At 56.8% G+C, this 24,217-nt stretch carries 17 protein-coding genes; 8 read left to right on the forward strand and 9 right to left on the reverse strand.

What is annotated here, in order from left to right; genetic code table 11:
- Positions 1-159: 159 nt before the first annotated feature.
- On the reverse strand, positions 160-1,380 hold the full coding sequence (locus tag H8B13_RS17905) for a molybdopterin molybdotransferase MoeA (RefSeq protein ID WP_187312188.1): 1,221 nt from the start codon (positions 1,378-1,380) through the stop codon (positions 160-162).
- Positions 1,381-1,597: 217 nt separating this feature from the next.
- Between H8B13_RS17905 and moaC the strand changes: the two genes are divergently transcribed.
- Together moaC and H8B13_RS17915 are read left to right on the forward strand one after the other, a co-directional pair.
- On the forward strand, positions 1,598-2,089 hold the full coding sequence (gene moaC, locus H8B13_RS17910) for a cyclic pyranopterin monophosphate synthase MoaC (RefSeq protein ID WP_187312189.1): 492 nt from the start codon (positions 1,598-1,600) through the stop codon (positions 2,087-2,089).
- Positions 2,076-3,278 carry an NTP transferase domain-containing protein gene (locus H8B13_RS17915; RefSeq protein ID WP_222841464.1) on the forward strand — a complete coding sequence of 401 codons (1,203 nt, stop codon included), beginning with the start codon at positions 2,076-2,078 and terminating at the stop codon, positions 3,276-3,278. Before moaC ends, H8B13_RS17915 begins: the two co-directional genes overlap by 14 nt.
- 251 nt (positions 3,279-3,529) lie before the next feature.
- Here the strand turns inward: H8B13_RS17915 and H8B13_RS17920 are convergent, their stop codons facing one another.
- Positions 3,530-3,946 (reverse strand): molybdenum cofactor biosynthesis protein MoaE, encoded by a 417-nt coding sequence (locus H8B13_RS17920; RefSeq protein ID WP_187312190.1) that lies wholly within the window; start codon positions 3,944-3,946, stop codon positions 3,530-3,532.
- A 43-nt stretch (positions 3,947-3,989) separates the two neighbouring features.
- On the reverse strand, positions 3,990-4,232 hold the full coding sequence (locus H8B13_RS17925) for a MoaD/ThiS family protein (RefSeq protein WP_187312191.1): 243 nt from the start codon (positions 4,230-4,232) through the stop codon (positions 3,990-3,992).
- 138 nt (positions 4,233-4,370) lie between these two features.
- Between H8B13_RS17925 and moaA the strand changes: the two genes are divergently transcribed.
- The 3 genes from moaA to H8B13_RS17940 all read left to right on the forward strand — a co-directional run bounded on the left by moaA (position 4,371) and on the right by H8B13_RS17940 (position 7,089).
- Complete coding sequence (gene moaA / locus H8B13_RS17930; protein ID WP_187312192.1) at positions 4,371-5,378, forward strand: GTP 3',8-cyclase MoaA; 1,008 nt, start codon at positions 4,371-4,373, stop codon at positions 5,376-5,378.
- Between the two features lie 280 nt (positions 5,379-5,658).
- A complete protein-coding gene (locus H8B13_RS17935) occupies positions 5,659-5,871 on the forward strand; it encodes a hypothetical protein (protein WP_187312193.1) in 213 nt (70 codons plus the stop codon).
- 411 nt (positions 5,872-6,282) lie between these two features.
- On the forward strand, positions 6,283-7,089 hold the full coding sequence (locus H8B13_RS17940; RefSeq protein WP_187312194.1) for an alpha/beta hydrolase: 807 nt from the start codon (positions 6,283-6,285) through the stop codon (positions 7,087-7,089).
- 42 nt (positions 7,090-7,131) lie between these two features.
- Here the strand turns inward: H8B13_RS17940 and H8B13_RS17945 are convergent, their stop codons facing one another.
- The 3 genes from H8B13_RS17945 to moeB all read right to left on the reverse strand — a co-directional run bounded on the left by H8B13_RS17945 (position 7,132) and on the right by moeB (position 9,991).
- On the reverse strand, positions 7,132-8,292 hold the full coding sequence (locus H8B13_RS17945; protein WP_187312195.1) for a putative sulfate/molybdate transporter: 1,161 nt from the start codon (positions 8,290-8,292) through the stop codon (positions 7,132-7,134).
- Positions 8,293-8,360: 68 nt separating this feature from the next.
- Positions 8,361-8,771, reverse strand: coding sequence for a hypothetical protein (locus H8B13_RS17950; protein WP_187312196.1), 411 nt, complete (start codon positions 8,769-8,771; stop codon positions 8,361-8,363).
- A gap of 110 nt (positions 8,772-8,881) precedes the next feature.
- Positions 8,882-9,991, reverse strand: a complete 1,110-nt coding sequence (moeB, locus tag H8B13_RS17955; RefSeq protein WP_187312197.1) for a molybdopterin-synthase adenylyltransferase MoeB — start codon at positions 9,989-9,991, stop codon at positions 8,882-8,884.
- Positions 9,992-10,247: 256 nt separating this feature from the next.
- On the opposite strand from moeB, the gene fdhD reads away from it, so the two are divergent.
- The 3 genes from fdhD to H8B13_RS17970 all read left to right on the forward strand — a co-directional run bounded on the left by fdhD (position 10,248) and on the right by H8B13_RS17970 (position 14,218).
- Complete coding sequence (fdhD, locus tag H8B13_RS17960; protein WP_187312198.1) at positions 10,248-11,141, forward strand: formate dehydrogenase accessory sulfurtransferase FdhD; 894 nt, start codon at positions 10,248-10,250, stop codon at positions 11,139-11,141.
- Positions 11,125-11,448 (forward strand): DUF7009 family protein, encoded by a 324-nt coding sequence (locus H8B13_RS17965; protein ID WP_187312199.1) that lies wholly within the window; start codon positions 11,125-11,127, stop codon positions 11,446-11,448. The genes fdhD and H8B13_RS17965 overlap by 17 nt, the downstream gene beginning before the upstream one ends.
- A gap of 214 nt (positions 11,449-11,662) precedes the next feature.
- Positions 11,663-14,218, forward strand: coding sequence for an FdhF/YdeP family oxidoreductase (locus H8B13_RS17970; RefSeq protein WP_187312200.1), 2,556 nt, complete (start codon positions 11,663-11,665; stop codon positions 14,216-14,218).
- Between the two features lie 356 nt (positions 14,219-14,574).
- On the opposite strand, the gene H8B13_RS21605 is transcribed toward H8B13_RS17970, so the two are convergent.
- From H8B13_RS21605 to H8B13_RS17985, 3 genes are all read right to left on the reverse strand, one after another.
- Positions 14,575-16,956, reverse strand: a complete 2,382-nt coding sequence (locus tag H8B13_RS21605) for a BamA/TamA family outer membrane protein (protein WP_187312201.1) — start codon at positions 16,954-16,956, stop codon at positions 14,575-14,577.
- 145 nt (positions 16,957-17,101) lie between these two features.
- A complete protein-coding gene (locus H8B13_RS17980) occupies positions 17,102-22,285 on the reverse strand; it encodes a translocation/assembly module TamB (RefSeq protein WP_187312202.1) in 5,184 nt (1,727 codons plus the stop codon).
- A 241-nt stretch (positions 22,286-22,526) separates the two neighbouring features.
- On the reverse strand, positions 22,527-24,161 hold the full coding sequence (locus H8B13_RS17985) for a DUF4394 domain-containing protein (RefSeq protein ID WP_187312203.1): 1,635 nt from the start codon (positions 24,159-24,161) through the stop codon (positions 22,527-22,529).
- Positions 24,162-24,217: the final 56 nt, after the last annotated feature.

Here is a 24,217-nt window from a genome sequence, read left to right on the forward strand (position 1 = left end):
AAGCTGATAACCGGTTTATTAGGCGGTCATGCCGAGGCAAAGCCGAAGCATCTCGCGTGCTGATGAGAGGTTAGTACTCTTAACTAAACACGCGAGATGCTTCGGCTTTGCCTCGGCATGACCGCCTTTTTATTTGGCCTTGCTATGCTTTGCGTATTCTCATCCATTCCGAAACCGTAGTAGTGGCCACGCCTCGCCAGCGGCGAATTCTGTTTGGTTGGGGGGCAATTCTAAGAAACCGTCGCAGTGAAGCAGGCTGGCTAAGTCGCCGGAGCCACCGGCTCGTTGCGGGTGGGCCAGCAGGCGGCCGTCGGAGGTCAGTTCGAGGCGAACGGGCAGGAAGTGCGTGAGGCGCGGTCGGAAGCTGACATCAGCAGCCAGCACGGCGAAGGCAGTGGGCGTGGGGGGCATTTCCGGCGACTGGCAGGCGCGCAGCCAAGGCTGCACGTAGCGGTAGTAGTTCACGAAAGTGGACACCGGATTGCCGGGCAAGGCAAACACAACTGCACCGCCTGGCTTCTGCCCAAACCAAAAGGGTTTGCCCGGCCGCTGCTCTACTTCGTGAAAAATCTGCTCAACGCCTAGCTCCCGCAGCACGCCGGGCAGGAAATCGGCTTGCCCTTTCGAGACGCCACCGCTGAGTACGACGGCATCGAAGTCGCTTAGCAGTTGGGGCAAACCTTGGCGCAAAACATCCTGGTCATCAATAAAATGAAACGCCTCGGCAGTTGCGCCTGCGGCGTTAGCAGCAGCTTGCAGCATAGCAGCGTTGGAGCGCCGAATCTGGTGGGGCAATGGCTGCTCAGCGACGTCAACCAGCTCGTCGCCGGTGCTGACGACGGCCAGGCGGGCGGGCCGTGTGACGGACAGCGTGGCCGCACCAATGGTGGCGGCTACGGCAATTTCGGCCGGCCCGAGGCGAGTGCCCGCGGGCACTAATAAGTCGCCCTGGCGGCGGTCGGCGGCGCGGGCGTGCACATTGTGGCCGGCGCGCTCAGGTAAGGCTTGAACGGTAGCGGTGCGTTGGCCATCAATCACTTGAAACGTCACATCTTCGTAGCGCACCACTGTATCAGCGCCGGGCGGCAGCACGGCGCCGGTCATGATTTCGACGGCCGCCTGCGGATTCTGTAGCGGCTGCGGGGGAGATCCGGCGAACTGAGTAGTCTCAATGGGAAACGTAATTTGCCCCCTAGCCACGGCCCCAAAAGCTACGGCGATACCGTCCATTGCTACCCGATTGAAAGGCGGAAAATCCCGGTCGGCGGTAAGGTCTTGACGCAGTACGCGGCCGGTAGCGGCCAGCAAAGACACCGTTTCAGCGGACAGCGCGCGGACGGTGGTTAGAACAAGACGTTCGGCTTCGGCGACAGAAATCATAGAAAACGGAGAATAGTTGGATGGAAAACACCGAAGCACGTTTGGGGTTGCGTAACGTAAATTTGGTTTATTCGGACTGTTTGCCCCTCGATCTGTTGTAGTTTCAGCGTGCGGCGGGCAGCTCCTCAACTTAGTTAAAATAGGCGGTCATGCAGAGCGGCAGCGAAGCATCTCGCTTTGCATGACGTTCAATCAAGAATATACATCTTCTCAACTTATGTCTGAATCCCGCTCGCTTACGCATCTCAACGCCGCCGGCCAGCCATCTATGGTGGATGTGGGGGGCAAAATTGCGACGCGCCGCGTGGCCCGTGCCCGCAGCCGCGTGGTGCTAGGAGCCGAAATTCTGGCGCTGGTGCAGGCCGGCGACTTGCCCACTAAAAAGGGCCCCGTATTTCAAACCGCCATTCTGGCCGGCATAATGGCCGCCAAAAAAACCTCCGACCTAATTCCGCTTTGTCACCCGCTGGGGCTCGACGACTGCCAGGTGCGCATTGAAGTAGCCGCGCCTGATGCCATCATCATCGAATGCACAGCTACCGTAACGGGCAAAACAGGGGTAGAAATGGAAGCGCTAATGGGTGCTTCGGTGGCGGCGCTTACCGTATATGATATGTGTAAAGCACTGTCGCACAACATTATTATCAGCGAAACCCGCCTACTCGAGAAGACCGGCGGCAAAAAAGACTTTCACCATGTCGACGAGTAATACTGCCTCCAATTTGCCCCCCAAGCCGCGCACCAAGCACGCCGCGCTGGCTCGCCCCAACATTGGTGAGTTTGGCCGGCACGAGCTAGCTATTCTGGGCGCGCCCTGCGGCAAAATAAAGGATCTGGTAGCGCGGCTGCTGCCTCACCTGGCGCCCGAGTTGAGCATAGGCTACGTGGATGCCGACCACGCCACCGCTGACGCTGATGATACAGCGGGAGCCAGTCCTATTTTGCAAGCCGGCGCCACGGCCGAGCTAACCGACAAGATTCAGTTTCGCCGCTTAGACCAGCCGCGGGTTATGGACCGGTTTAGTCAGCCGGAGTGGCTGGCGCACCAGAGTCTGGTGCTGGTGAACGGCAATCATTTTCGGGCCAAGCAGCAGATTATTATCCTCGATCCGGCCAAGCCGCTGGACCGCAAGCTGGAGAAGCTGACCGATGTGCAGCTCATTTTGCGCCTGAACGCCGAGCAGAAGTTGCCCGAGTATCTGCGGGAGCATCTGCCGCAGCCTGACCAGATTCCGGTGCTTGATTTGCACAATGAGGCGGGCATTGCTGCCTTTATCAAACAGTGGTGGCAGGCCAGCGCCCCGCCGCTGCGAGGCTTGGTACTGGCTGGGGGGCAAAGTCAGCGTATGCAAACCGACAAAGGCCGCCTGCGCTACCACGGGCAGGAGCAGCGCGAGTACGTGGCCGAACTACTGGCAACCGTGTGCACCGACGTACACGTATCCTGCCGCCCCGACCAGGCCGCTGACTTGCCCACTTCTCTTCAGCCCCTGCCCGACCGTTTTCTGGATTTAGGTCCTTTGGGGGGCATTTTATCGGCTTTCCAGCTCGACCCCAATGCGGCCTGGCTGGTGGTGGCCTGCGACCTGCCTTTCCTTTCCGCCGAAACTCTGCATCACCTCCTAGCGCACCGCCAACCGGGCAAGATGGCCACTGCCTACCAGAGCCCGCACAACGACTTCCCCGAGCCGCTCATTACTATCTGGGAGCCCAGCAGCTACGCTACGCTCCTGCGGTTTCTGAGCCTGGGCTATTCGTGCCCCCGCAAGGCGCTAATTAACTCGGACATTGCGGTGCTGAAGGCCCCGGACGCGCGTGAATTGCGCAACGTAAACACACCCGAGGAGCGTGAGGCCGCAGAAAGTGAGTTGGCCTCACCCCCCGGCCCCCTCGCCTAAGGGCGAGGGGGAGCCAGCCGCTCGCCCTACGCGGCCACGTCGGCTTTCGCCTCCGCAACCGCTACCGCCTTCTGGTTTTTAGAAAGTGAAAAAGCCCCCCAATATTGGGGGGCTTTTTTCATACTGAGCTTAGCCTATGGAACTGGTAGCCGTATCTGAGGCGAGAGGCGAAGGTGCGGCGTAGAACGACTATCATCAGGCTCCCCCTCTTTTTGGGAGAGGGGGCCGGGGAGTGAGGCCAACGTGAAGCCCTACGGATGCGCGGCTACCCACACCTGCCCATCCTCGAACTCCTCTTTCTTCCAGATCGGCACCACTTTTTTCAAGGTGTCGATGATAAACTGACAGGCGGCAAACGACTCGGCGCGGTGGGGCGTAGATACGGCCACCACCACGGCAACGTAGCCAATTTCGAGCGTGCCTTTGCGATGTACAATGGCTATTTTCTGCAACATAGGCCACTTTTCCTGGGCTTGCTTGGCCACGAGGCGCATCTGGTGCACGGCCATAGCATCGTAGGCTTCGTAGTGCAGGCGCACCACCGGCCGGCCGGTAGACTGATTGCGGACCGTACCAATAAAGGTGTTGACGGCACCCGCGCCTTCGGCTTCTACGGCAGCAATGGTAGCAGCTACGTCGATGGGCTGGTCGGTGAGTTCAATAAGCATTAGTAAAGAAAAATAAGCGGCTAAAATCAGACTGGGGGGCTTTTTAGCCTCCACTAACGGGCGGAATAAGCGCAATTTCGTCGCGCTCGTGCAATTGATAATCATCGGCGGCATACTCGCTGTTTACGGCTACGGCGCAGCTAGTAAGGTCGCGCAGCTTTGGATAATCAGTGCGCAGCTGCTCCATAAGGCCGGCCACCGATTGCGTATCGGGCGCAGTCAACTCCAATTCAGAGCTGCCAACGATTTCTTTTGTGATGCCGAAAAGAGAAAGTTTGAGTTTCATTTGTTGAGATGTCAGTTCGTAAATTGAGCCTATCTGCGGGCGCTACGTAAAGCAAAGTACATCGAACCATTTTTGTTCCGAAACCGTCCGGTTTACGACGCCGAACGTTATAGATTGCCGCTGCCTTTCACTTCGTCTATGCCTGTTGCTCCTTCCGTTTTATACGACAATCACGGCCGCCCGCTCGAATACGTGCGCGTAGCCGTTACGGACCGATGCAACCTGCGCTGCTTTTACTGCATGCCCGCCGAAGGGATTGAGTATATGCCCAAGCGTGACCTGCTGAGCTACGAAGAAATGGAGCGCGTGGTCGGTATTCTGGCCGGACTGGGCGTGCGCAAAGTACGGCTTACGGGTGGTGAGCCCTTCGTGCGCCGCGACTTAGTACCCTTTATGGATCGGCTGAGCCGGATTCCGGGCATTCAGGATATCAGCCTGACTACCAATGGCGTACTTACGGCTCCGCACATCCCCGAGCTGGTACGAATGGGCATCCGCAGCGTTAACCTAAGCCTCGATACGCTCGATCAGGCCCGCTTCCTGCGCATCACCCGCCGCGATGAACTGCCCCGCGTGCTGGATACGCTATACAAGCTGCTGGCCACCAATATTGCGGTCAAAATAAACGCCGTGGTAATGGACGGGCAAAACATCGAAGACCTGATTCCGCTGGCTGAGCTTACCCGCGAACTACCCGTTGATGTGCGTTTTATTGAAGAAATGCCCTTCAACGGCGGCAGCCACGGTGCCATTGCCTTGCCTTGGAATCACATTCGCATTCGGGAGCATTTGCGGGGGGCTTTTCCGGGCCTGCACGCGCTGCCTACGCCGGCAGGCGCCACGGCTACGGCCTATGCTATTCCGGGCCACATGGGCCAAATCGGTATTATTGCCGCTTACTCACGGACTTTCTGTGGCACCTGCAACCGCATTCGCCTCACGGCAGAAGGCGGCCTCAAAACCTGCCTCTACGATCAGGGTGTGCTCGATGTGCGGGCATTACTACGTAGCGGCAGCTCCGACGAAGAGGTATGCGCCGCACTAGTCTACGCCTTCCGCCACCGCGCCGCCGATGGCTTCGAGGCCGAGCGACAGCGCCCTGTGCATCAGCTCAGCTTCGAGTCGATGTCGACAATCGGAGGTTAGGCGCTTAGGGCTCTGCTCTTATTTGTTAAAGCAAAAGAGACATTTGGGATTTTAACGTAATTTTAATTTTGCGTTCCCTTTGCGTTCCCTTTGCGTTCCCTTTGCGTTCCCTTTGCGTTCCCTTTGCGTTCCCTTTGCGTTTATTTAAAAAATACCCCGTTTAAGTAAGTATTAACACATACTTGATGCAGCAAACTACTTTTACTATTTAAGTATTATTTCAAGAAAATACAGGTCTGCTCAGCTTGCACAAAAGATAAGAGGATTGGAAATTGCAGGTATGAAACCTTTGCAACCTTCTGACTTGATGCAGCGTGACGGGCGCGAGCGGGCAGTAGCTTGGGCTCTGGCTATTACGCAAAACACACCGCTAGCACCTGCGCAGCGTGAGCAGCAGTTATTAAATCAGTTTGTAGCCGGCGAACTCTCTCTGGACGCGGTAATTACCCTTCTGGATGAGGGGACAGAGGACCAGAAGTCTTTACCTCTCTAGAATCAAACGATTGGTTAAGAATAGCGCAGAAAGCGCAGTGCGTTCGATTATTCCCGGTGCCCGGCAGCCGATAAAACTCCTCCACGCTCTTGGCAATGGCGACTCATCATTGTCGTGGTATACGTCTTTGACTCCGATGCCACGCACTAAAGAATAAAACGGAGTAATACGCTTCATGGTAAGCTCAACGGCAAACCACAGGTTTTGGTTGAGCTAAGGAAGAGCTTGGCAGGCCGCCATGCCTTACGGCAATTGTAGTCTCACTTATTGATATACAATACCTTACATCTGGCTGCGGATAGCTCATATAGCTTACAGCCGGCATAGTTGCGCCGCTTGCCGTAGTGTAATAGCTTAGTAGTAAATTAGCTTAGCTACTTGGCCACCAGCAATTAGGCGCGAGCCTATGCCATGAAACTTTTCCTCGTTGCATTTGGCGTAGTCTTCGTGCTGTATGCGGCGGTATGCTGCCTGCTTTATTATAAGCAGGAAAGCTTGCTGTTCTTTCCGCAAAAATTGCCCCCCGACTACCGTTTCTCCTTCCCCGCATCGTTCGAGGAGCGTTGGATAGCGGCCGTCGATGGCACGCGTCTGCATGGCTTGCTCTTCACCACGCCAGCCCCAAAAGGCCTTATCTTTTACTTACACGGCAACGCCGGCTCGCTGGCCGACTGGGGCGATGTGGCTCCGGTGTACACCAGTCTCGGCTACGACGTGTTTATGCTCGACTACCGGGGCTACGGCAAAAGCGAGGGAGTAATCAGTACCGAAAAGCAGCTTATCAGTGATGCGGCGGCAGCATATGAGCACGTAAAAGTTCGGTACCAAGACGACCAGATAGTGGTGCTAGGCTACTCGCTGGGCACGGGGCTGGCAACCTGGCTCGCGGCTCATTATCAGCCCAGGCTGCTCATTCTGCAAGCTCCATACTACAGCTTTCAGGACCTGGCCCAGCACTTTTATCCCTGGGTGCCGGGAGTGTTGCTTCGTTATCCTATGCGCACCCACGAATTATTGCCGCAGGTGAAAGCGCCGGTCGTGCTCATCCACGGCGACCAGGACGAGGTGGTGTATTACGGCTCGTCGCTGAAGCTTAAGCCCTTACTCAAACCCTCCGACCGGCTTATTACGCTGCCCGGAATTGGGCACAACGGCATGACCGAAACGCCTATCTACCAAACAATCATCCGGGGAATTCTGAGCACGCCGACGGTATAACTCTGCGGTTTGCCTGCGCAACACGTGTGTTTGCTGCACCTATCACTTACCCAAGCCTGCCCAGCCGCGCTGCATAGCGTAGTACACCGCCGTACCAACCACCAACCCTACCAGATACCCGTAAGGCAGCCCGCCACAAAGCAAACCCACCAGCAAGGCCACCAGCAAATCAGCGCGGGAGCCGGTCAGGTCGCGGATAAGAGCAGCGAGGGTCAGGGATTCAAACAAGAGCAGAATGCCGAGAATAGGCAGCGGGAATATCTGCACAATTTGGGCGAAGCCCTGGCTGAAAAACAGCCCCATTACCAAAAAAAGCCCCCCATACAGAATAACGGAGCCCCCGGAGCGCGCCCCAAACGCGTGGTGCCCTACTAGCCCGCCGGAGCCGTGGCACACCGGCACGCCGCCGAAAAACGGATTGACCAGATTCATCAGCGAGTAAGTGAAGCTGATTTGGCGGACGGTGATACGGCGCTCGGGGAAGAAATCGGTGAGGACTTGCTTGGTAGCCAGAATGGAATTGCCGAGGGACAGCGGAATCTGGGGCAAGGCTAATAGCAGGGCACCCGTCAGCACATCGGCGCGGTTGGGCGTGTGCCAGGTAGGCAAATGGAAGCCCAGCGCGGCGTAGGAAGAGGCCAGATCGAGCTTGAAAATCAAGGCATAAATGCCCCCCAGCGCAATAACTAACAATGCCGCCGGCCAGCGCCGGTTGCCAAGCAGCGCCACCGTGACGCCAAACGCCGCAGCCGCCAATAAATAGCCCCCCAAGCCATCGGCGGGCACGTATTCCTTGAGCGCCAGCGAGGCCAGCTGCAACGCCAACCCCAGTTGAATGCCGCGCACTACGGGCTTGGGCACCAGGCGGGCCAGCCCGTCAATCAGCCCCAGCACCGACAGCAGAAACATGAACACGCCAATGGCTAGCCCACCACCAAAGATGACGTTGCCGGGCAACTTTTGGGCGATAACCAAGGCGGCAAACGCCTTTAGCGGCTGCACCGGCATCGGTAGTCCATACCAAAAACCCGAAAACAGCTGCATCAGCCCGAACATGATCAGCACACTGGCGCTATCAACGTTTGAGGCGGCTATGATGCCAATAAGCAGCGGCAGATCGGTGCCTAAATCCCCGAAGGCGCCCGCCAGCTCATTGCGGTCAAAACGAATACGGCGCGGGGCCGGGGCGATACTGGGGAGCATTTTTGGCACTTATAATCTTACAGAAGGGCTGCGCGGACAGGTGGCTGAAGCAATTATTCTAGCGACGCTTATGCTTTCTGCAACCAGCGCGTGGTCTCGCCTTCGTCATCAAAAACATTGACCAGAAAAGGACGCTCCGGCGCGAGCATATACGCCACGTATTGCTGGTGCGCTGGGTCGTTACGAAAGCGGTCGTAGATATAAGTCGAATTTAGAACGCCTAAGCGCAGGCGCTGGGGCAATAAGCGGGCGGCGGCTTGGGGGTAGAAGGTAGCGCTGGCCCACGCGCTCAGCTGCGGATCGGTGTTTTCGCGGCGGCGCACATCCAGCAGCCAGCGGGCGCAGTTATGTTCGGCCGCCACCTCCAGCATGGTCTGATAATCAGCCTGCAAGACCGGCAGAGACGCATCCTGGTGCCAACGCACAATTAAAATTCCTAAATCGGGGCGGTAAGTAATGGTGCGGGTGGTGGTATCCAACGGGGGTAGAATTAGGGCTGAAGCAGAATAAGCAGGCTCGGGTCAAAGATGCATCGAATACTATACTTAGCCCGTGTTCTAAGTAAACCACTATCTTCTAAAATCTTCCCTCAATACTGCGGCATAGTTGGGTCAACCTCTAGTGCCCAGGCATGAATGCCCCCCGTCAGGTTTTGCAGATTGGTGAAGCCCGCCTTGGTTTGCAGCTCCGTAATAGCCGCCGCGCTCCGCCCCCCGTGGTGGCAATACACCACAATAGGGTGATGGCGGGGTAGCAGGCCGGCGCGCGCCACTACTTGGCTCAGCGGAATAAGCGTGGCCCCCGGCAAATGAAAGCGGTAGTACTCCTCCGGCTCGCGCACATCCAGCAGAAACGGCGGCGCCTCGGAGGCCAGCAGCTCCGCCAGCTCCGGCGCCGTTACGGCTACTGGCGTGGCCGAGCAGAGCTCCGCATAATCGGCGGGGGAAGCCGTGCTGAGGTTGAGTAGGGAGTGCTCGGGGTGGCGCGAAAAGCGCAGAATGCGCGACTGAAAACTCAGCGCATCGAACACCCAGAGCCGACCGCGCAGCGCTTCGCCCAGCCCCAGCAGCACCTTGAGCACCTCCGTAGCCTGAGCGCAGCCAATGAGGCCGGGCAGCACGCCTAGCACGCCGGTAGTGTCGCAGTTGGGTGCCTCAGCCGCCGAAGGCGTTGTCGGAAACAGGCAGCGGTACGTAGGGCCGTCCTGATAATTGAACACCGAAACCTGCCCTTCAAACTTATAAATGGCCCCCGAAACCAGTGGTCGGCCCACGCTTACGCAGGCGTCGTTGAGCAGGTAGCGGGTGGCAAAATTATCAGAGCCATCGACCACCAGATCGTAGGCGGCAACCAGCTTTTCGACGCTCACCCTATCGACGCGCCGAGCATGGGTTTCACATTTGATGGATGGATTGAGGCGCTTTACGGCTCGGGCGGCAGCGTCCGCCTTCATTTGGCCAATATCGGCGTTGCCGAATAGAACCTGACGTTGCAGGTTGCTGAGCTCCACTCGGTCGGAGTCGGCAATGCCGAGCGTCCCAACACCGGCAGCAGCCAGGTATTGCAGCACCGGACAGCCCAGGCCACCAGCGCCTACCACCAGCACCCGCGCGCCCAGCAGCCGCGCCTGGCCCTCCTCCCCTATTTCGGGCAGCTGAAGGTGACGGCGGTAGCGTTGACGGTCTTCTTGAGTAAGCATACGTAAATATAAGAACCTGACGAAAGCCTGTTGTAGGACACAAACTAACTTCGGGCTCCTAGGGTTAATTACCAGCGGCGCGAGTACTCAATCTGGCTTATCTTATCAGATGAACAAGGTAGAGACGCAACACTTTGCGTCTTGTCGTTGAACGACTGGAACCGGGCTTATTACTAAACAGCGGAGCGAACGACGAGACGCAAAGTGTTGCGTCTCTACCTTGTTCTATTTCCACAATTCTCGCTTTTACACTTTTATGTCCGCACCCATTTTTTTGCCCCCCACCAGCTACGACTACGTTACCGTGCACAAGGTGCAAGGCGAAGAAATAACCGTAGCCTCTGATGTGCTGGCCGCCGAAGAGCCGCTGGAAATTCGGATTGGCTACGGGCCCAGCGGTCAGCGGGAACACCGCACGCTCTCCATTACCATGCGCACGCCCGGCCACGACTTTGAGCTGGCCGCTGGCTTTTTGCTCACCGAAGGCATTATCCGGGGCCGCCATGATTTGCAGGGCATTATCTACTGCCCCGATGTGGAAAAAGAGGAAGAGCGCGAGAACGTAGTTCGGGCCGAGCTAGCCCCCGCCGCCACTCCCGATTTGCCCCGCCTGGAGCGTCACTTTTATACCAGCAGCAGCTGCGGCGTCTGCGGCAAAACCAGCATCGACGCGGTGCACGCGGCTTCCTGCCCAGTGCTGCCCAAAAATGCCCCCCACGTAGCTGCGGCCGTCATTCATCAGCTACCGGAGCGGCAGCGGGCGGCGCAGGCATTATTTGAGCAAACGGGCGGCTTGCACGCGGCGGCTTTGTTTTCGCCCGAAGGCGAGTTGTTGCTGCTGCGAGAAGATGTAGGCCGGCACAATGCCTTGGATAAAGTAATTGGGGCGGCGCTGCTTCAGGAACAGCTTCCCCTGCACAACTCGATATTGCTGGTGAGCGGGCGGGCATCGTTTGAGCTGGTGCAGAAAGCAGCGGTGGCAGGCATTCCCATCATGGCCGCCGTGGGGGCGCCCAGCTCGCTGGCGGTGCAGGCCGCCCAAAACTTTGGCATGACGCTCTGCGGATTCGTTCGTCAGGGGCGCTACAACGTATATTGTGGGGAATGGCGCATTCTTACCAACCCGGCACCCTATGAAACTTCGCATTGAAGACAATTCCCTTCGCCTTCGCCTCTCTGAGGCAGAGGTCCATCAGTTTGCCGATGCTGGCCGGGTCGCGGCGGTACTGCCGCTGGGTCCTACCAACGCCGACGTCCTAACGTATGCTCTGGAGCGAGTAGAAACGGAGCATTTTCGGGTGACGTATGGGGCCGGCGCCATCACTGTGAAAGTGCCCGCTACTCTGGCCAACCAGTGGACCACGACTGACCAAAACGGTCTTTCGGCCACGCTTCTGCTTACCGATACACAGTCCCTTAAAGTTTTAATCGAGAAGGATCTGGACTGCCGGCACTAAGCCGCCGATGGGTAATGTCCGTCACGGATGTTGCTGAGTTCGTGCACAGAAATTTCGTGGCACAAGCTCTCCGTGGCGAATCTGGCTTTTGAGCTTGAAAATGATTAAAAACCAAGAATTGCCTAATTTGGTTAACTAAGAACTCAGCGCTGAATTTCAGTTAGTTCGGGTTTCTGCCTTCCCACCCTGTTTCACCCCATTCTTTCGTTTTGTTATGGAAAAATCTCCCGCCGCAGACCCCAACAAAGCCGGCCAGACGCATGAGCAAACGGCTCAGGATAACGTGCCTAAAAGTGGGGAGCGCCCCGACCAGGGCGAGGCACCCGCGCCCGACCACTACAATCCCGAAGGACAGTTGAAAAAGGAAGAAGAACATATTCCAGCTCCCGAAGTCGCTCGCGCCAAGTACCTGTTTCCGGTGCTGGCCCAGCCCGTCGAAACCCTCACCGGCCTGAAGCTGGAGGAGCGCATGAAAGTAGCGGCCGGCGTTACGGCCGTTATCAAGTCTATGCAATTTAGCTGGGCGGAAGGCGGCATGAACCGCGGTACGCGCGGCCTGCTCAAGATGAACCAGAAGGACGGCTTCGACTGCTCCTCTTGCGCCTGGCCCGACCCTGACGACCACCGCTCGGTAGCCGAGTTTTGTGAGAACGGCGCCAAAGCCACCGCTTCCGACGCCGACGATAAAAGCTGTGGCCCTGAGTTCTTTGCCAAGCACAGCCTCGCCGACCTATCGCGCATGACCGACCGCGACCAGAACAACGCTGGCCGACTCACCCACCCGCTCATTAAGCGCCCCGGCGGCACGCACTACGAGCCCGTTGAGTGGATGGAGGCCTTCCAGATTATTGGTCGGGAGCTGAACGCGCTGGCTTCGCCCGACGAGGCGGCGTTTTATACCTCGGGCAAAGTACCCAACGAACCGGCTTTCTTGTTTCAGCTTTTCGTGCGCGAGTTCGGCACCAACAACCTACCCGACTGCTCCAATATGTGCCACGAGAGCAGCGGCTCGGCTCTGAGCCCTACGTTGGGTCTGGGCAAAGGCTCCGTCACGCTCAACGACATTCACGAGGCCGAAGTCATCCTGATTATTGGCCAGAACCCCGGCACCAACCACCCGCGCATGCTCACGGCTTTGCAGAAAGCCAAGCGCAATGGCGCCAAAATCATCAGCGTGAACCCGCTGATTGAAGCCGGCCTCAATCACTTCAAAAATCCTCAGGATTTCATGAATCCGGTGCGGGCCTTAGGCGCTTTGATGGGCGACGGCACCCAGATTACGGACGTATACCTGCAAGTGCGCGTAGACGGCGATATGGCTTTGCTGCGCGGCATCATGAAGCATTTGTTTGAAGCTGAAGATCGCAACCCCGGCCAGGTAGTAGACCGCGCTTTCGTAGCAGAGTTTACCACTGGCTTTGAGTCTTTCGAGCAAAATATCCGCAACACGAGCTGGGAGGAAATTGAGGAAATCAGCGGCATCAGCCGCGCCGAACTGCTGGAAGCGGCTAATCTCATTGCCACCAAGCAGAAAATCATCACCTGCTGGGCCATGGGCGTCACGCAGCAGCGTAAGGGCGTCGAGACCATCCAGGAAATCATCAACCTGCAGCTGATGAAGGGCGCCATCGGCAAGCCGGGCGCGGGCACGTGCCCGGTGCGCGGTCACTCCAACGTGCAGGGCGACCGCACGATGGGCATCTGGGAAAAGCCCCACAAGAGCTTCCTCGATGCGCTGGAAAAAGAGTTTGGCTTCGCGCCGCCTCGTGAGCAAGGCTTGGATACCGTGGAGACCATCAAGGCCATGGTGCTGGGCAAAATCAAGGTTTATTTCAGTCTGGGGGGCAATTTGCTGGCCGCCGGACCCGATACTGAGCTTATTGCGGAAGGCATGCGCAAGCAGAAGCTGACGGTCTACGTTGGCACTAAGCTCAACCGCGGCCACCTCGTAACCGGCGAAACCAGCTTGCTGCTTCCCTGCTTCACCCACCTGGACATCGACATGCAGAAGTCGGGGCATCAGATGACGTCCTGCGAGAACTCGATGGGCGTAGTCAGCCAAAACAAGGGCGTGCTGGTGCCGCTGGATGGGCAGATGCTGAGCGAAGTAGCCATCATCAGCGGTATGGCCCTGGCCACCATCGGGCACCGCACTAAGGTGGATTGGGTGGCCATGACTCAGAACTACGACAACATTCGCAACCACATTGCCCGCGTGATTCCGGGCTTCGAGGACTTCAATGAGAAGCTACGGCGTCCGGGGGGCTTTTATCTGCCCAACGGCCCCCGTGAGCGGAAGTTTACGACCGAAAACGGCAAAGCCAACTTCACGACTACCACTCTGGAAAAGCCCCACCTGGAGCCCGACCAGCTGGTGTTGATGACTGTGCGCAGCCACGACCAGTTTAACACCACTATTTATGAGTACAACGACCGGTACCGTGGCATCCACGGCGAGCGGCGCGTGTTGTTCATGAACAAGCAGGATATGGCTGCCCGCGGCATCAAAGCCAAAGACCTCATCGACATTACCAGCCACTTCGAAGGCGAGCAGCGCACGGTAGAGAAGTTCGTAGCCGTGCCCTACGACATTCCGAAGGGTAATGTGTGCGCGTACTTCCCCGAGGCCAACCCGCTGGTACCGATTTCAAGCGTAGCGAAAGTAAGCAATACGCCTACTTCCAAGTACGTGGTAGTGACGGTGGTACCTGCTGCCGTTTCCAATGGTGCTTCAGAAAAAGCAATGGCACGGGAAGCGGTAGAAGCGTAATTTTAGCTGCATAAAAAAAGCCCCCCAGACGCTCGTCTGGGGGGCTTTTTCTTGCAACGATTGGCCTCACCCCCAGCCCCTCTCCTAGGGGAGAGGGGAGCCAGCCGCTCGGCCTACGCAGCCACGTCGGCTCTCGCCTCCGTAACCGCTATCAGTTTGTATTATCTAATTTGAAAAATAATAGCTCACGACTTACTGTTGTGGGCTTTTTTAATAACACCCATTTCTAAACTGAAGCGGTAGCAGTACCTGTAGCGACAGCGAAAGGTGCTGCCTAGGCCAGTGGCTGGCTCCCCTCTCCCCTAGGAGAGGGGCCGGGGGTGAGGCCAATCGTTGCGCGGGGCTGGGAGGTGAGGCTAGAATGGATAACCAATACCAATATTCAGGCGGACCGCTTTAAAGCCAGAATCCAGCTTATTGTAGTCATCTCCATTAGGTGTTTGAAAAGCCGAATTCTCAAACGGATAAATGAGCGGGTAGGCCGCGTCGAAACGGATAACGAAGAACTGCACATCGATGCGAATGCCGGCGCCGGCGCCTACGGCTAATTCCTGTAAGAAGCTATTGAATTTGAACTGGCCGTTTTTGCCGTCAGGTTGGCCGTTGGCATCGAAAGTAGGACGGTCTGAATCGGCATTGATAAGCCAGATATTACCAGCGTCCACGAATAGGGCGCCCTTCACATAGGGAAACAAGTCGTGGCGGTATTCGATATTGGCTTCCAGACGCATATCGCCTACCTGGTCGTAGAAGCTGTTCACGGCTTCCGGATCTTGGGAGCGATACGTGCCAGGTCCGATGCCCCGCGCGGCGAAGGCACGCACACTATTGGGGCCGCCAATACCATATTGCTTCAGATAAGGCAGCACATTGGAGTTCTTGTAGGGCACGCCCACTCCAATCAGCAGGCGGGTGGCAAATCGGTTGCCACTGGTAGCATCGGGCGACACGCGGAAGTAGTCGCGAAACTCTAGGTTGACTTTCGTGTACTGTGAGAATTCCTGCCCAAACAGCTCGTAGTTGCCCTGCTCATTCTGGGGGGCTCCTTTCAGATTTTGCAGTAGGTAAGCCAGGTTGCCGGCCAGCTCTACTCCACCGCTAAAATAAATCTGGTTGCGGCGCTGCTCCAGCACCTGCTGGTTGTAGGTATAAGTGTAGCTGCTACCCAATACAAACTGCTGCCGGAAGCTATTGGCCAGGAAAGGCCGCTCCCGCAATAAAGAATCGAAAGCTGCATCCGTGTTGGCCAGGCGCAGATATTCTATGTTGATGGGCTGAAGCTGCTGCTCGTTGGTAACCTTGGTTTTCCAGCTGTAGCCATAGCCCAGATTAAATACATCCTGCTGAAAAAAGTTGGTGCGCAGCACGTACTTATAGCCCGCGTTGAAGAAGGTACGCGGCTGAAAGTCCGAGTTGACTAAGCGAATGTTGAAAGGCGGCGTAATCAGACGCGGCACCAGGAGCTGCGCATCTACCCCGATGGTGGTAGACGTAACGCCCGACTGAATACCGTTGCCGGTTTCAAACGAGGCCCGCCCATTAATCAGCAGCTGCTCAGCGCCCCGTAGAGCAGAGCGGTTGCGAAACTGCAAGACAATGCCCGGCCCAGTGAAAATGTTGGACACGTTCATCTGCACCTCTGCCCGCAGCGACTTTTTAGGCACCTGCGTCATGCGTACCAGGGAATTGAGGCGCCCGTAGCCCCCCGAATCGGGCTGGTTGGCGGAACGGTACCGGATGTCCACGAACTTGAAGGTGCCCAAGCTCATCAGGCGGCTTAGTGTCTGGTCGGAACGGCGGCGGCGGTATATGCTGTCAGGATAGATGAAGGTGGCGTTGGTAATGGCTTTCGCCTTAAATACTTTCTCGTCGGGAAAGTACCGGTAGCCCCGAAACATGACAGGCTCTTTAGCCCCTTCGGTGGTATCCGAAAGGGTGTAGTCGGTGTCCAGCGTCACCCGATTGAGAATGTAGGGCTTAGCCGCTTGCGGCGGAATCGTGCCCTTGATTTTCAGGTAAACGTTCGCCTCATTATCCAGCGTGCTATCTACCTGAAACAGAATATAATCGGGGTTGAAGTAATAAAAACCTTGATTTTTGAGCGCCGCGTCAATCCGTACCCGCTCATTAATCATGGTTTGCAGGTTGTACGGGTCGCCTACTTTCAGCAGCGAGTTTGGCTCCGTGGCCCGAATGGCGCGGTCGATGAGCGTGTCGCGGTCGGGGAAGTGGATTTCTTTGATCAGATACGGCTTGCCAACCGCGGCCACGTAGTCAACGGAGGCGGTGTTATCCTTTACTTTCACCTTGCTACTCACCGCGGGTTTGAAATACCCGTTGTTGTACAGGCGGTTGGTCATCAGGCCCTTCACATTGTTGGTATCCACGGCGCTCAATAGCACGGGTTCCTCGCCGTATTTATCAGCCAGCCACTTGCCCAGGCCTTTGGTTTTACCCTCGCCCATATGCCAGAAATAAAGCTTAGGCCGCAGCCCTAGAATAGAGCTATTGGGCTTGGGGGTAATCACCGATTCCAGTTCCGTCGTCAGCACCGATTCGTTAGGAATGGCGCTTTCCGATTTGAGCGTGACGGTGCTACCCGTGTAGAGCTTACTGCCTTCCGGAATAAACTTAGTACCGGAGCACCCGGCCAGCACCAAAGCCAGCACAACCAGCGGCAACCGACGCTGGGGGGCTTTTTTTAAGGAAAGAAGAAAGGTGTAGGTCGTAGAAAGCACGGAGTAATGTTGATGTTAAATGCTAATAGTCAGAACGTCATGCAGAGCGTAGCGAAGCATTTCGCTCGCGATCGTCTAATCAGTAATCCTGAGTCAGCACACGAGCTGCTTCGTTGCGCTCTGCATGACAACTTAAAATATAAAACTACCGGCCCGAAGTAGTCTGGCGCCGGGCCAGGCGTTCCGCTTCGCGGCGGGGCGCAGCCACGGTTTGTACCGAGTCTTTGGCCGTTTTCTCTTCTTCTTTCTCGCGTTTGCGGTTTTGCTTGCGCTCTTCTTTTACGTTTTTGTCGATGCCCTGAAAAAGCTCGGCCAGAGTCTTATAGTCGCGTTGATAGATAAGTGACGCTCCGTTGCGCACGTACTGCCCATCGATGTCGCCGTAGGCGTTGTTACGATAGGCGCGCAGGCGGAGGCGGCCGTTGGCCAGAATATCGTATTCGATGCTCACGTCGCCGGCAAAAGTGCTCACGCTCTGCTGTCCGCTGGAAGCCTGGTTGCCACCAGCCAACGGCACATCAGTACCTAGGCGCACCGTCACGCGGTCGTTAAAGAGCTGGCGGCGCACGGCCACATTCAGGTCGGTGCGCGTTTTCTCTGAGCCCGACGAGAAGTCAGCCTGCGAGTTTACGCCCAGCTCCACGCCTAAGTTGGAGAGGTAGCTGCCCGTGAGCTTGTTAAGCTGCTGGGTAAGCACCTGACTGGCACTACCCCGCAGCTGCTCCGCCACCAAACTACCCCCACTCGATTCAAACGGATTGGCGGCCAGAAAGCGCTCCAGCACCAGCAGCGAGAACACCTGCTTGTTCAATTCGTCGGTTTGGCTGGGCTGGCGCAGTTGGGCTAAGCGGTTTTCAATCTGCGGACGCAACTGGGTGCGGGCGTCTTCTGGGAGTTGAATATCGAAGCTGATAACGGGCTTGAGCAGGTCGCCATTTACTTTCAGCAGCACCTCGAAAGGCAATTGATTGCGGCCAATCGTCTGCAAACTTTCATCGGCTTCACCCTGGCCGGCCAGCAGCTCGGCGGGGGCCGTTTTTACATTGAAAATAGCCGTTACGTTGGTCTGCGCATTGTATGGGTCGCCGCTCCACGTGATAGAGCTGCCTTGGGCAATTTCGAATTCGCGCGAAGCCAAGTCGTAAAGCGACATCTGGTATTTGCCCTCCGTCACATCCAGCCGTCCGCTGAGGGTAATGGTACCTGCTGGGTCGATGGCGGTGTTCAGTGTGCCGGCGGCCCGCACTTGCAGGTTGTCGCCGGAGGCCTGGTCGATGACGATAGTAAACGGCGTTTCATCCGTCACGGTCACGACAGCAGCAATATCAAAGCCTTCCGCCGTTTGGGCCGAATCGACGGGTGTCTGACGGGCCAGCATGGTATCGAGCGGGGCGCTGAGGTCGATGAATTCGACAATGCCCTCTCGTTCTACCGCCACGGCCTCGTCGTTGGGTACCACTACCGTCAGGTCGGAGCCCTCAACTACGGTGGCCGTAGTACGAATGCGCGGCAGCGCGAGGTCGCCGGTTATGCGCGTGTCCGAATCGACCAGCAGCTTGCCGTAGAATATCTCATTGTCCCGCTGCGTGCTTTGCACTGCCAGAAAATCCTTCGTGATGGCCCGCAGTTGGAAGCGGTAGTCATCGATATAATTCTTGGTGTACACGTAGCCGTTGATTTCGGCCTTGTTGTTCAGCGAATCCAGGATGGTGAAGTCCTGGAATTTGATACCCTGCTCATCAAACACCAAGCTCTCATCGGGCAGCGTGAAAGGCGCCCCAAGCTGGGTCAGGGTGAAGCCGGCGTCGTTGGTATTGAGCGTACCGCGTAGCTGGGGGGCATTTGTGGTGCCCCGCACTGTGAACTGGCCCGTGAGGTAGCCGGTCATCTCGCGCACCTCGCCGAGCGCAAAAGGCTCGGCCGTATTCAGGTTCAGGCGAGCTACGTTGACGGCCATATCCAAATCGCCTGCTGCCAAGTAGTAACCAGTGGCCCGCACCTCGTTGTTGTTCGGGCCGCCCGTCAGGCGCGCATCTACCTGGTAGCGGTCGGCGGTGGGGTTAGTAGCATTCAACGATAGGTCACCGATAACCGACTTGTTGTAGGCGAAGCTGCTCAGGGTCATGTCGGCGGTAAACGCCTGGCGCGGCTGGCCCAGACTGCGAATTACAGCTTGCCCGTTGAGCGTGCCGCCCACCAAAGAATCTTGCAAGCCGCCTGCTACGGCCAGCATATTCAAATCGAGGCTACCCAAGCGAGCCTGCAACGGATATTCAGCCCCCGGCAGCGTCTGCAATTCGATAAACTGCTGCCCCTGACTTAAGCGCACGTTTTCCGCCCGAATGGCGCCCGAGGCCAGCGTGTAGCGCACTTGGTTGTTCGGTGCCACCGTCCACTTCTGGTTGTTCACTACCAGGTTTTCGTCGAAGCTGAACGCGTACGCGTCGCCTTGATTCAGTACTTGCAGCACCCCGGCCAGATTCAGCAGTTGAGCGCTATCCGACTCCGCAATGCGGACGTTGGTAGCCACCTGGTTGTTGGCCACGCTGCCCGTCACGCTGGGGTTGGGCAGGCGCAGACTCGTATCCTGGCTGGCCTGGCGCATACGCAGTGCGTAATCCAGCTTTTGAGGATCGGAGGCGATGGTAAGCTGGGTAGAGTCGAGCCGGAAGCCCTCGTAAATGATAACCGGAATGCGGCTGTTCAGTGTCAGGTTCGCATCCCGACTATCAAAGCCACCCGTCAGGTTGAAGGGCGAAATCTTAGTTAAACCGGGCACCAGCGCCGCAATCGGGCGAGGCTCCAACACGCGCACATCAAAGGTGAAATTACGGGCCGGGCCACCCGCCACGTAGCGCACGTCGGGGAGGTCAAAGTAGCGGTCGATGTGTTGCTGAAGTACGGTGGCTAGGTCGCCCAGCGGCGTATTACCATCCAGCTTCAGAGTGAAAATATCAGAGATTACATCAACAGCCGAGCGGCCGGGCTGCTGCACGATTTTGCCTTCCAACACCCCAAAAGCGAAGGGCTGATTATCGCGCACCACAACCACATTCTGCCCCGAGAACGTACCGTTGATGGAGTTAGCATCAGCACCACTAAGGTTGGCGGTCAGGTTACCCTGCACGCGCAAGTCGCCGCCGGTATAGAAGCCCAGCGCTGTCAAATTTGCCCCCCGGAGGTTAAGCGACTGCACTTCGTAGCTCGGGTTGTTAGCATCGCGCAGATTCACGGTAGCCAGCACATCCAGATTCAGGTTAGGATCGGTTTTGCTCTCTGCGGCAATCACGTAGCGGTTGCGGTCGATATCGACGGTGGCCGCAATGTCGCGATAGGTGTAGTTATTGTATTCGGCCCGCTGCACGTCGGCCACTAATCTGCCCTGCATGGTAGCTGGGTCGAGGCCGCGAGCGTTGAGTCGGCCGGAGGTTGTTACGCGGCCAATAGTTGGGTCGCGGAGTACGGCGCCCACATTAAAGTTTTGCACCGAGAAGCGAGCCGTAACGGGCTCGCGGCCGGCAGGGCCGGGCTCCATATTTACCACGGCCGTCGCGTTGCCGAAGCTGGTATTTACTTTCAGATTGGTGTCAAACACCATCGCCGTTGGTCGGCCCTGAAATGTGCCCGATACGGCAATGCGCGGCGGTAATTGGTATTCCGGCGGAATAGTGCCGGCTGGGGCCAAGCTCTTAATATCGGCCGCTGTGGTCGTGAACTGCGCTATGTTCAGGTCGGTATAAAGGCGGCGGTCCACTTCGGGCAAACCCTGGATCCGGCCACTGGCCCGCAGCACGGTATTGCGGAAGCCAACCACATCCAGGTTTTGCACCCTAAAGTCGCCCACGCGGCCATTTACCCGCCCGCTCACCAGCACCGACTGATTGGCACCGGTGGTAAAAGGCGGCGTATCGGCCAGATCAGGCGATAAATACAGAATATCGCGAAAGCCGAGGCGGGTTTCGCGCAGGTCGCCTTCAATGCGCAGCTGACCTAGTTTCTCGGTATCAGCCAGCGCATCCAGGCTCTCGTAGCCCATGGCCAGCGTGCGCCGGATGCGGGTGTGAGGCGTAATCAGATCGAGGTTGTCGAGACGGGTTTGCACCGAATCGAAAACGACATCGGCCGTAGCGCTTTCCACCTCAAAGCCGCTCTGCTCTTTGCCCGCTAGGTTCACGATACGACCCGTAGTGCGGTTTTCGGAGTAAAAGAGGTTCTCCGTATTCAGAACCAGGTCGGTGAACTTGAGGTGATTGTAGTCCATGCCCCGCACGCGGCTTTTCTGGGCGGGCTCGTTGAAGTTGTCGAACGCCACGTCTACATCGCTGATGTCGGACTTCTTAAGCGTGACTACCCAGCTAGCTTCCTGACCAGTGGCTTTTTCCACCGATTCGTTCAGGTCGCGCACCGCCTCGGCCGGGTTGATGATGCGTTCCTCTACGGGCACATTTTCGTTTTGGGCGTAGGCAAACGTAGTGTTGCGCAGACGCAGCGTGTTCAGCGCTACCCGCGAGTTGCGCAGGTCGATATTGTCGGCCGTAATCTCGGCCTGCCCAACGCGGGTGTTGATGTACTGGGCCGAGGGGGCATTTTTGTACGTCAGGCTGACGTTGTCGAGCAAGGCTTTATTCATACCAAGTTCCAGCTCCAGCGGCTCACTCACAGCCGTGTCCGGGGGGGCATTTTTACTCTGCACAATGTTGATGGCGGTGTTGCGCAGCGCTGCTTGATCGATGCGGTAGGTGGAAGCATCCACATCCACGGCATCCATGTTCACGGCCAGCTCGCCTACCCGTGTCTTCACGGCCATGCCTTCCACCTGGTCGTCGTAGGTGAGGCGAATATTGGTCAGGCGCGCATCGCCGATATTGTACTGAAAGCCGGCGCTGGCGGTATCTACCGGGGCTGTAGTAGGGTCGGCGGTAGCGAAGGCGGCCGTGATATAGTCGAAGTTGAAGGTACTGTCGGGCAGGGTGCGCGTAATGCCCACGGTGCCATCGTTTAGCTCCACCGACTTCACGTTGATCTGCGATTTAGTAAGGGCCCACAAGTCAATATTGACACCTAAGTGCCCCACCGACAGCAGCGTATCGCCTTTCTGATCTTCCAGATACACATCGTCGAGGGAAATGGCATTGCGCCAATCGGTGCGGAATTTCCCGATCCGTACTTCCGTCCCGATTTTATCTTGCAGATAGCCGCTGGCTTTACGGGCGGCAAAATCCTGGGCAGACGGAAACTGCAGAGCCACCACTACCAGGATTACCAATAGGACAATAAAAGCCACCAGCCCCAGGATACCGTAGAGGATGCGGCGAACGTACGTAGGCAAGGATTTGATAGTGTGGTTGTGCTTAAAGTGTTCAGTATCACCCAACGAAAAAAAGCGGCGCGGGGTTGGCTGGGGGGCTTTTTTGATTGTAGAACGCTCTATATATACCGACTTGTGTAGCGTGAAGCACGAAAGTCTCGAAATGCGATGAGTAGTAGACGAAGAACTTGTGGAACGTAAAAAAGCCCCGGCTCAAGAGCCGGGGCTTTGTTTTGATACGAGACTGAAAAACGGGAATAACTCAGAAGCCTAAGCCCACGGCAAAGCCCGATGCTGAAGTCACGAGGTTGTAGTTGCCGCCCTCATTTAGCCTCGTGGCCCTGCCTGTAGATAAATCGATAGAATACAAGTCAGTAGAGCCGAAAATATTGAGAAGTGCATAGCCATTATTACTCGTGCCACCAATATCAAAACTACCAGTGGCTACGGCTGGAATTCCTAAATCGCCGATGCTTACCAGAGTACCAGCATTCGGCGGGTTTTGTTGATAAAGCGTTGCGACAGAGGTAAATCGCCCGCTTGGTACTTGGCCCATGACATACAAGGTAGTGGACGTTGCGCCCACAAAGTTATTGGAGTAGGCCGCGGTATAGATGCCCCTACCGCTCGGATTGAGCGCGGCATCTTCGACTACCGTCCCATCTGTGGGATTGACCCGCAAGTTTTGGCCACTACTAGTTACTATGCGAATTCGGTCCACTACAGGGTTGAAATCGAAACCTGGGCTGATATCATCTACTCTCACATTTAAGGTAGCCACTAATGTAGCAGCGCCCGTTGCTGGGTTGATTGTGTATAGCCTGTTGTCACCTTGCGGGGCCGGAAAAGGTGGCCTTTGTACGGACAAAGCATAGAGCTGCCCAGTAGCCGGACGAAAGTCAAGCCCAATTAACGCATCATCCGGGCTTAACCCAGTGATTGGCCTATTCACAATAGCTGAGGCGACAGGATTTGTAAGATCAATAACGGATAAGCTAGGTGTGCTGCCACCACTAATGGAAAACCCAAGAGAATAAGCTACCGCTCGCGTAGGAATTGCAATACCAACGTAATCCAAGCTGGTACTGTACTGAGCCAGAGTCCGCGCCGCGCCCGTGGCTAAATCCAGGGTAAAGAGCGTAGGCTTTCCGTGCACGTTGTATAATCCTAAGGCCGTGCCCGTCTTGGCATCGATATCGAAGCCGCCCTCTCCACTTACGGGTAGGTTCAGGTTGCCCACGGCAGCCACCGTACCTGCATTGGGGGAGGGAACTAGGTAGAGATACTTGTTCAGCGTGTTGATGGCATACAGAGCTGTGGTTGTGGCGCCCGCCGTGTTATTGGTGTAGGCAACACCTGTCAGCATAGCACCGGTTGCACCATTAATGTTGCTATCAGTGTTGGCTACAGTGCCGGTTTCAGGATTCAGGCGTAGGTTCTGGCCCGTATTGCTCACTACCCGAATCCGGTCCACGGTCGGATTGAAATCAAAGCCTACTAGGTTGCCCTGCACCGCGGGCGTGAACGGCCCGGTACCGATGGCGTGGGCTCTGCCGGTGTTTTGGTTAATGACGTACAGCCGACTGGCACTACTCACCCCATAGAGCTGACCCGTAGCGGGGCGGAAGTCGATGGCTAAGATCCGCTCGCCACCAGTGAGGCCCGTAATCGAAACGGAGCTGGTGCGCGTGGCGGCATTAGCCGTAGAGTAGGCATCAAGCTGTGTGCCCCCAGCCAGCGCGTAAAACGCAATGTCTTGACCTAAAGGGGGGAAGGTAGGAATGGTAGGCGGAGTAGGCTTAGGGAAGTACTGCTCCAGAATGTCTTCGCAGCTACTCAGCGATAACAACAGCAAGACAGCCATACCCCACTTGGCGAGGGAGAAGGTTTTTACCATGTTACTTGAATTATAAGATTGAGAAAATAAATAATAGACCTAATCAGATTCAGTCT

The sequence above is a fragment of the Hymenobacter sp. BT188 genome (genome assembly GCF_014333585.1).
In the GTDB taxonomy this organism is placed as follows: domain Bacteria; phylum Bacteroidota; class Bacteroidia; order Cytophagales; family Hymenobacteraceae; genus Hymenobacter.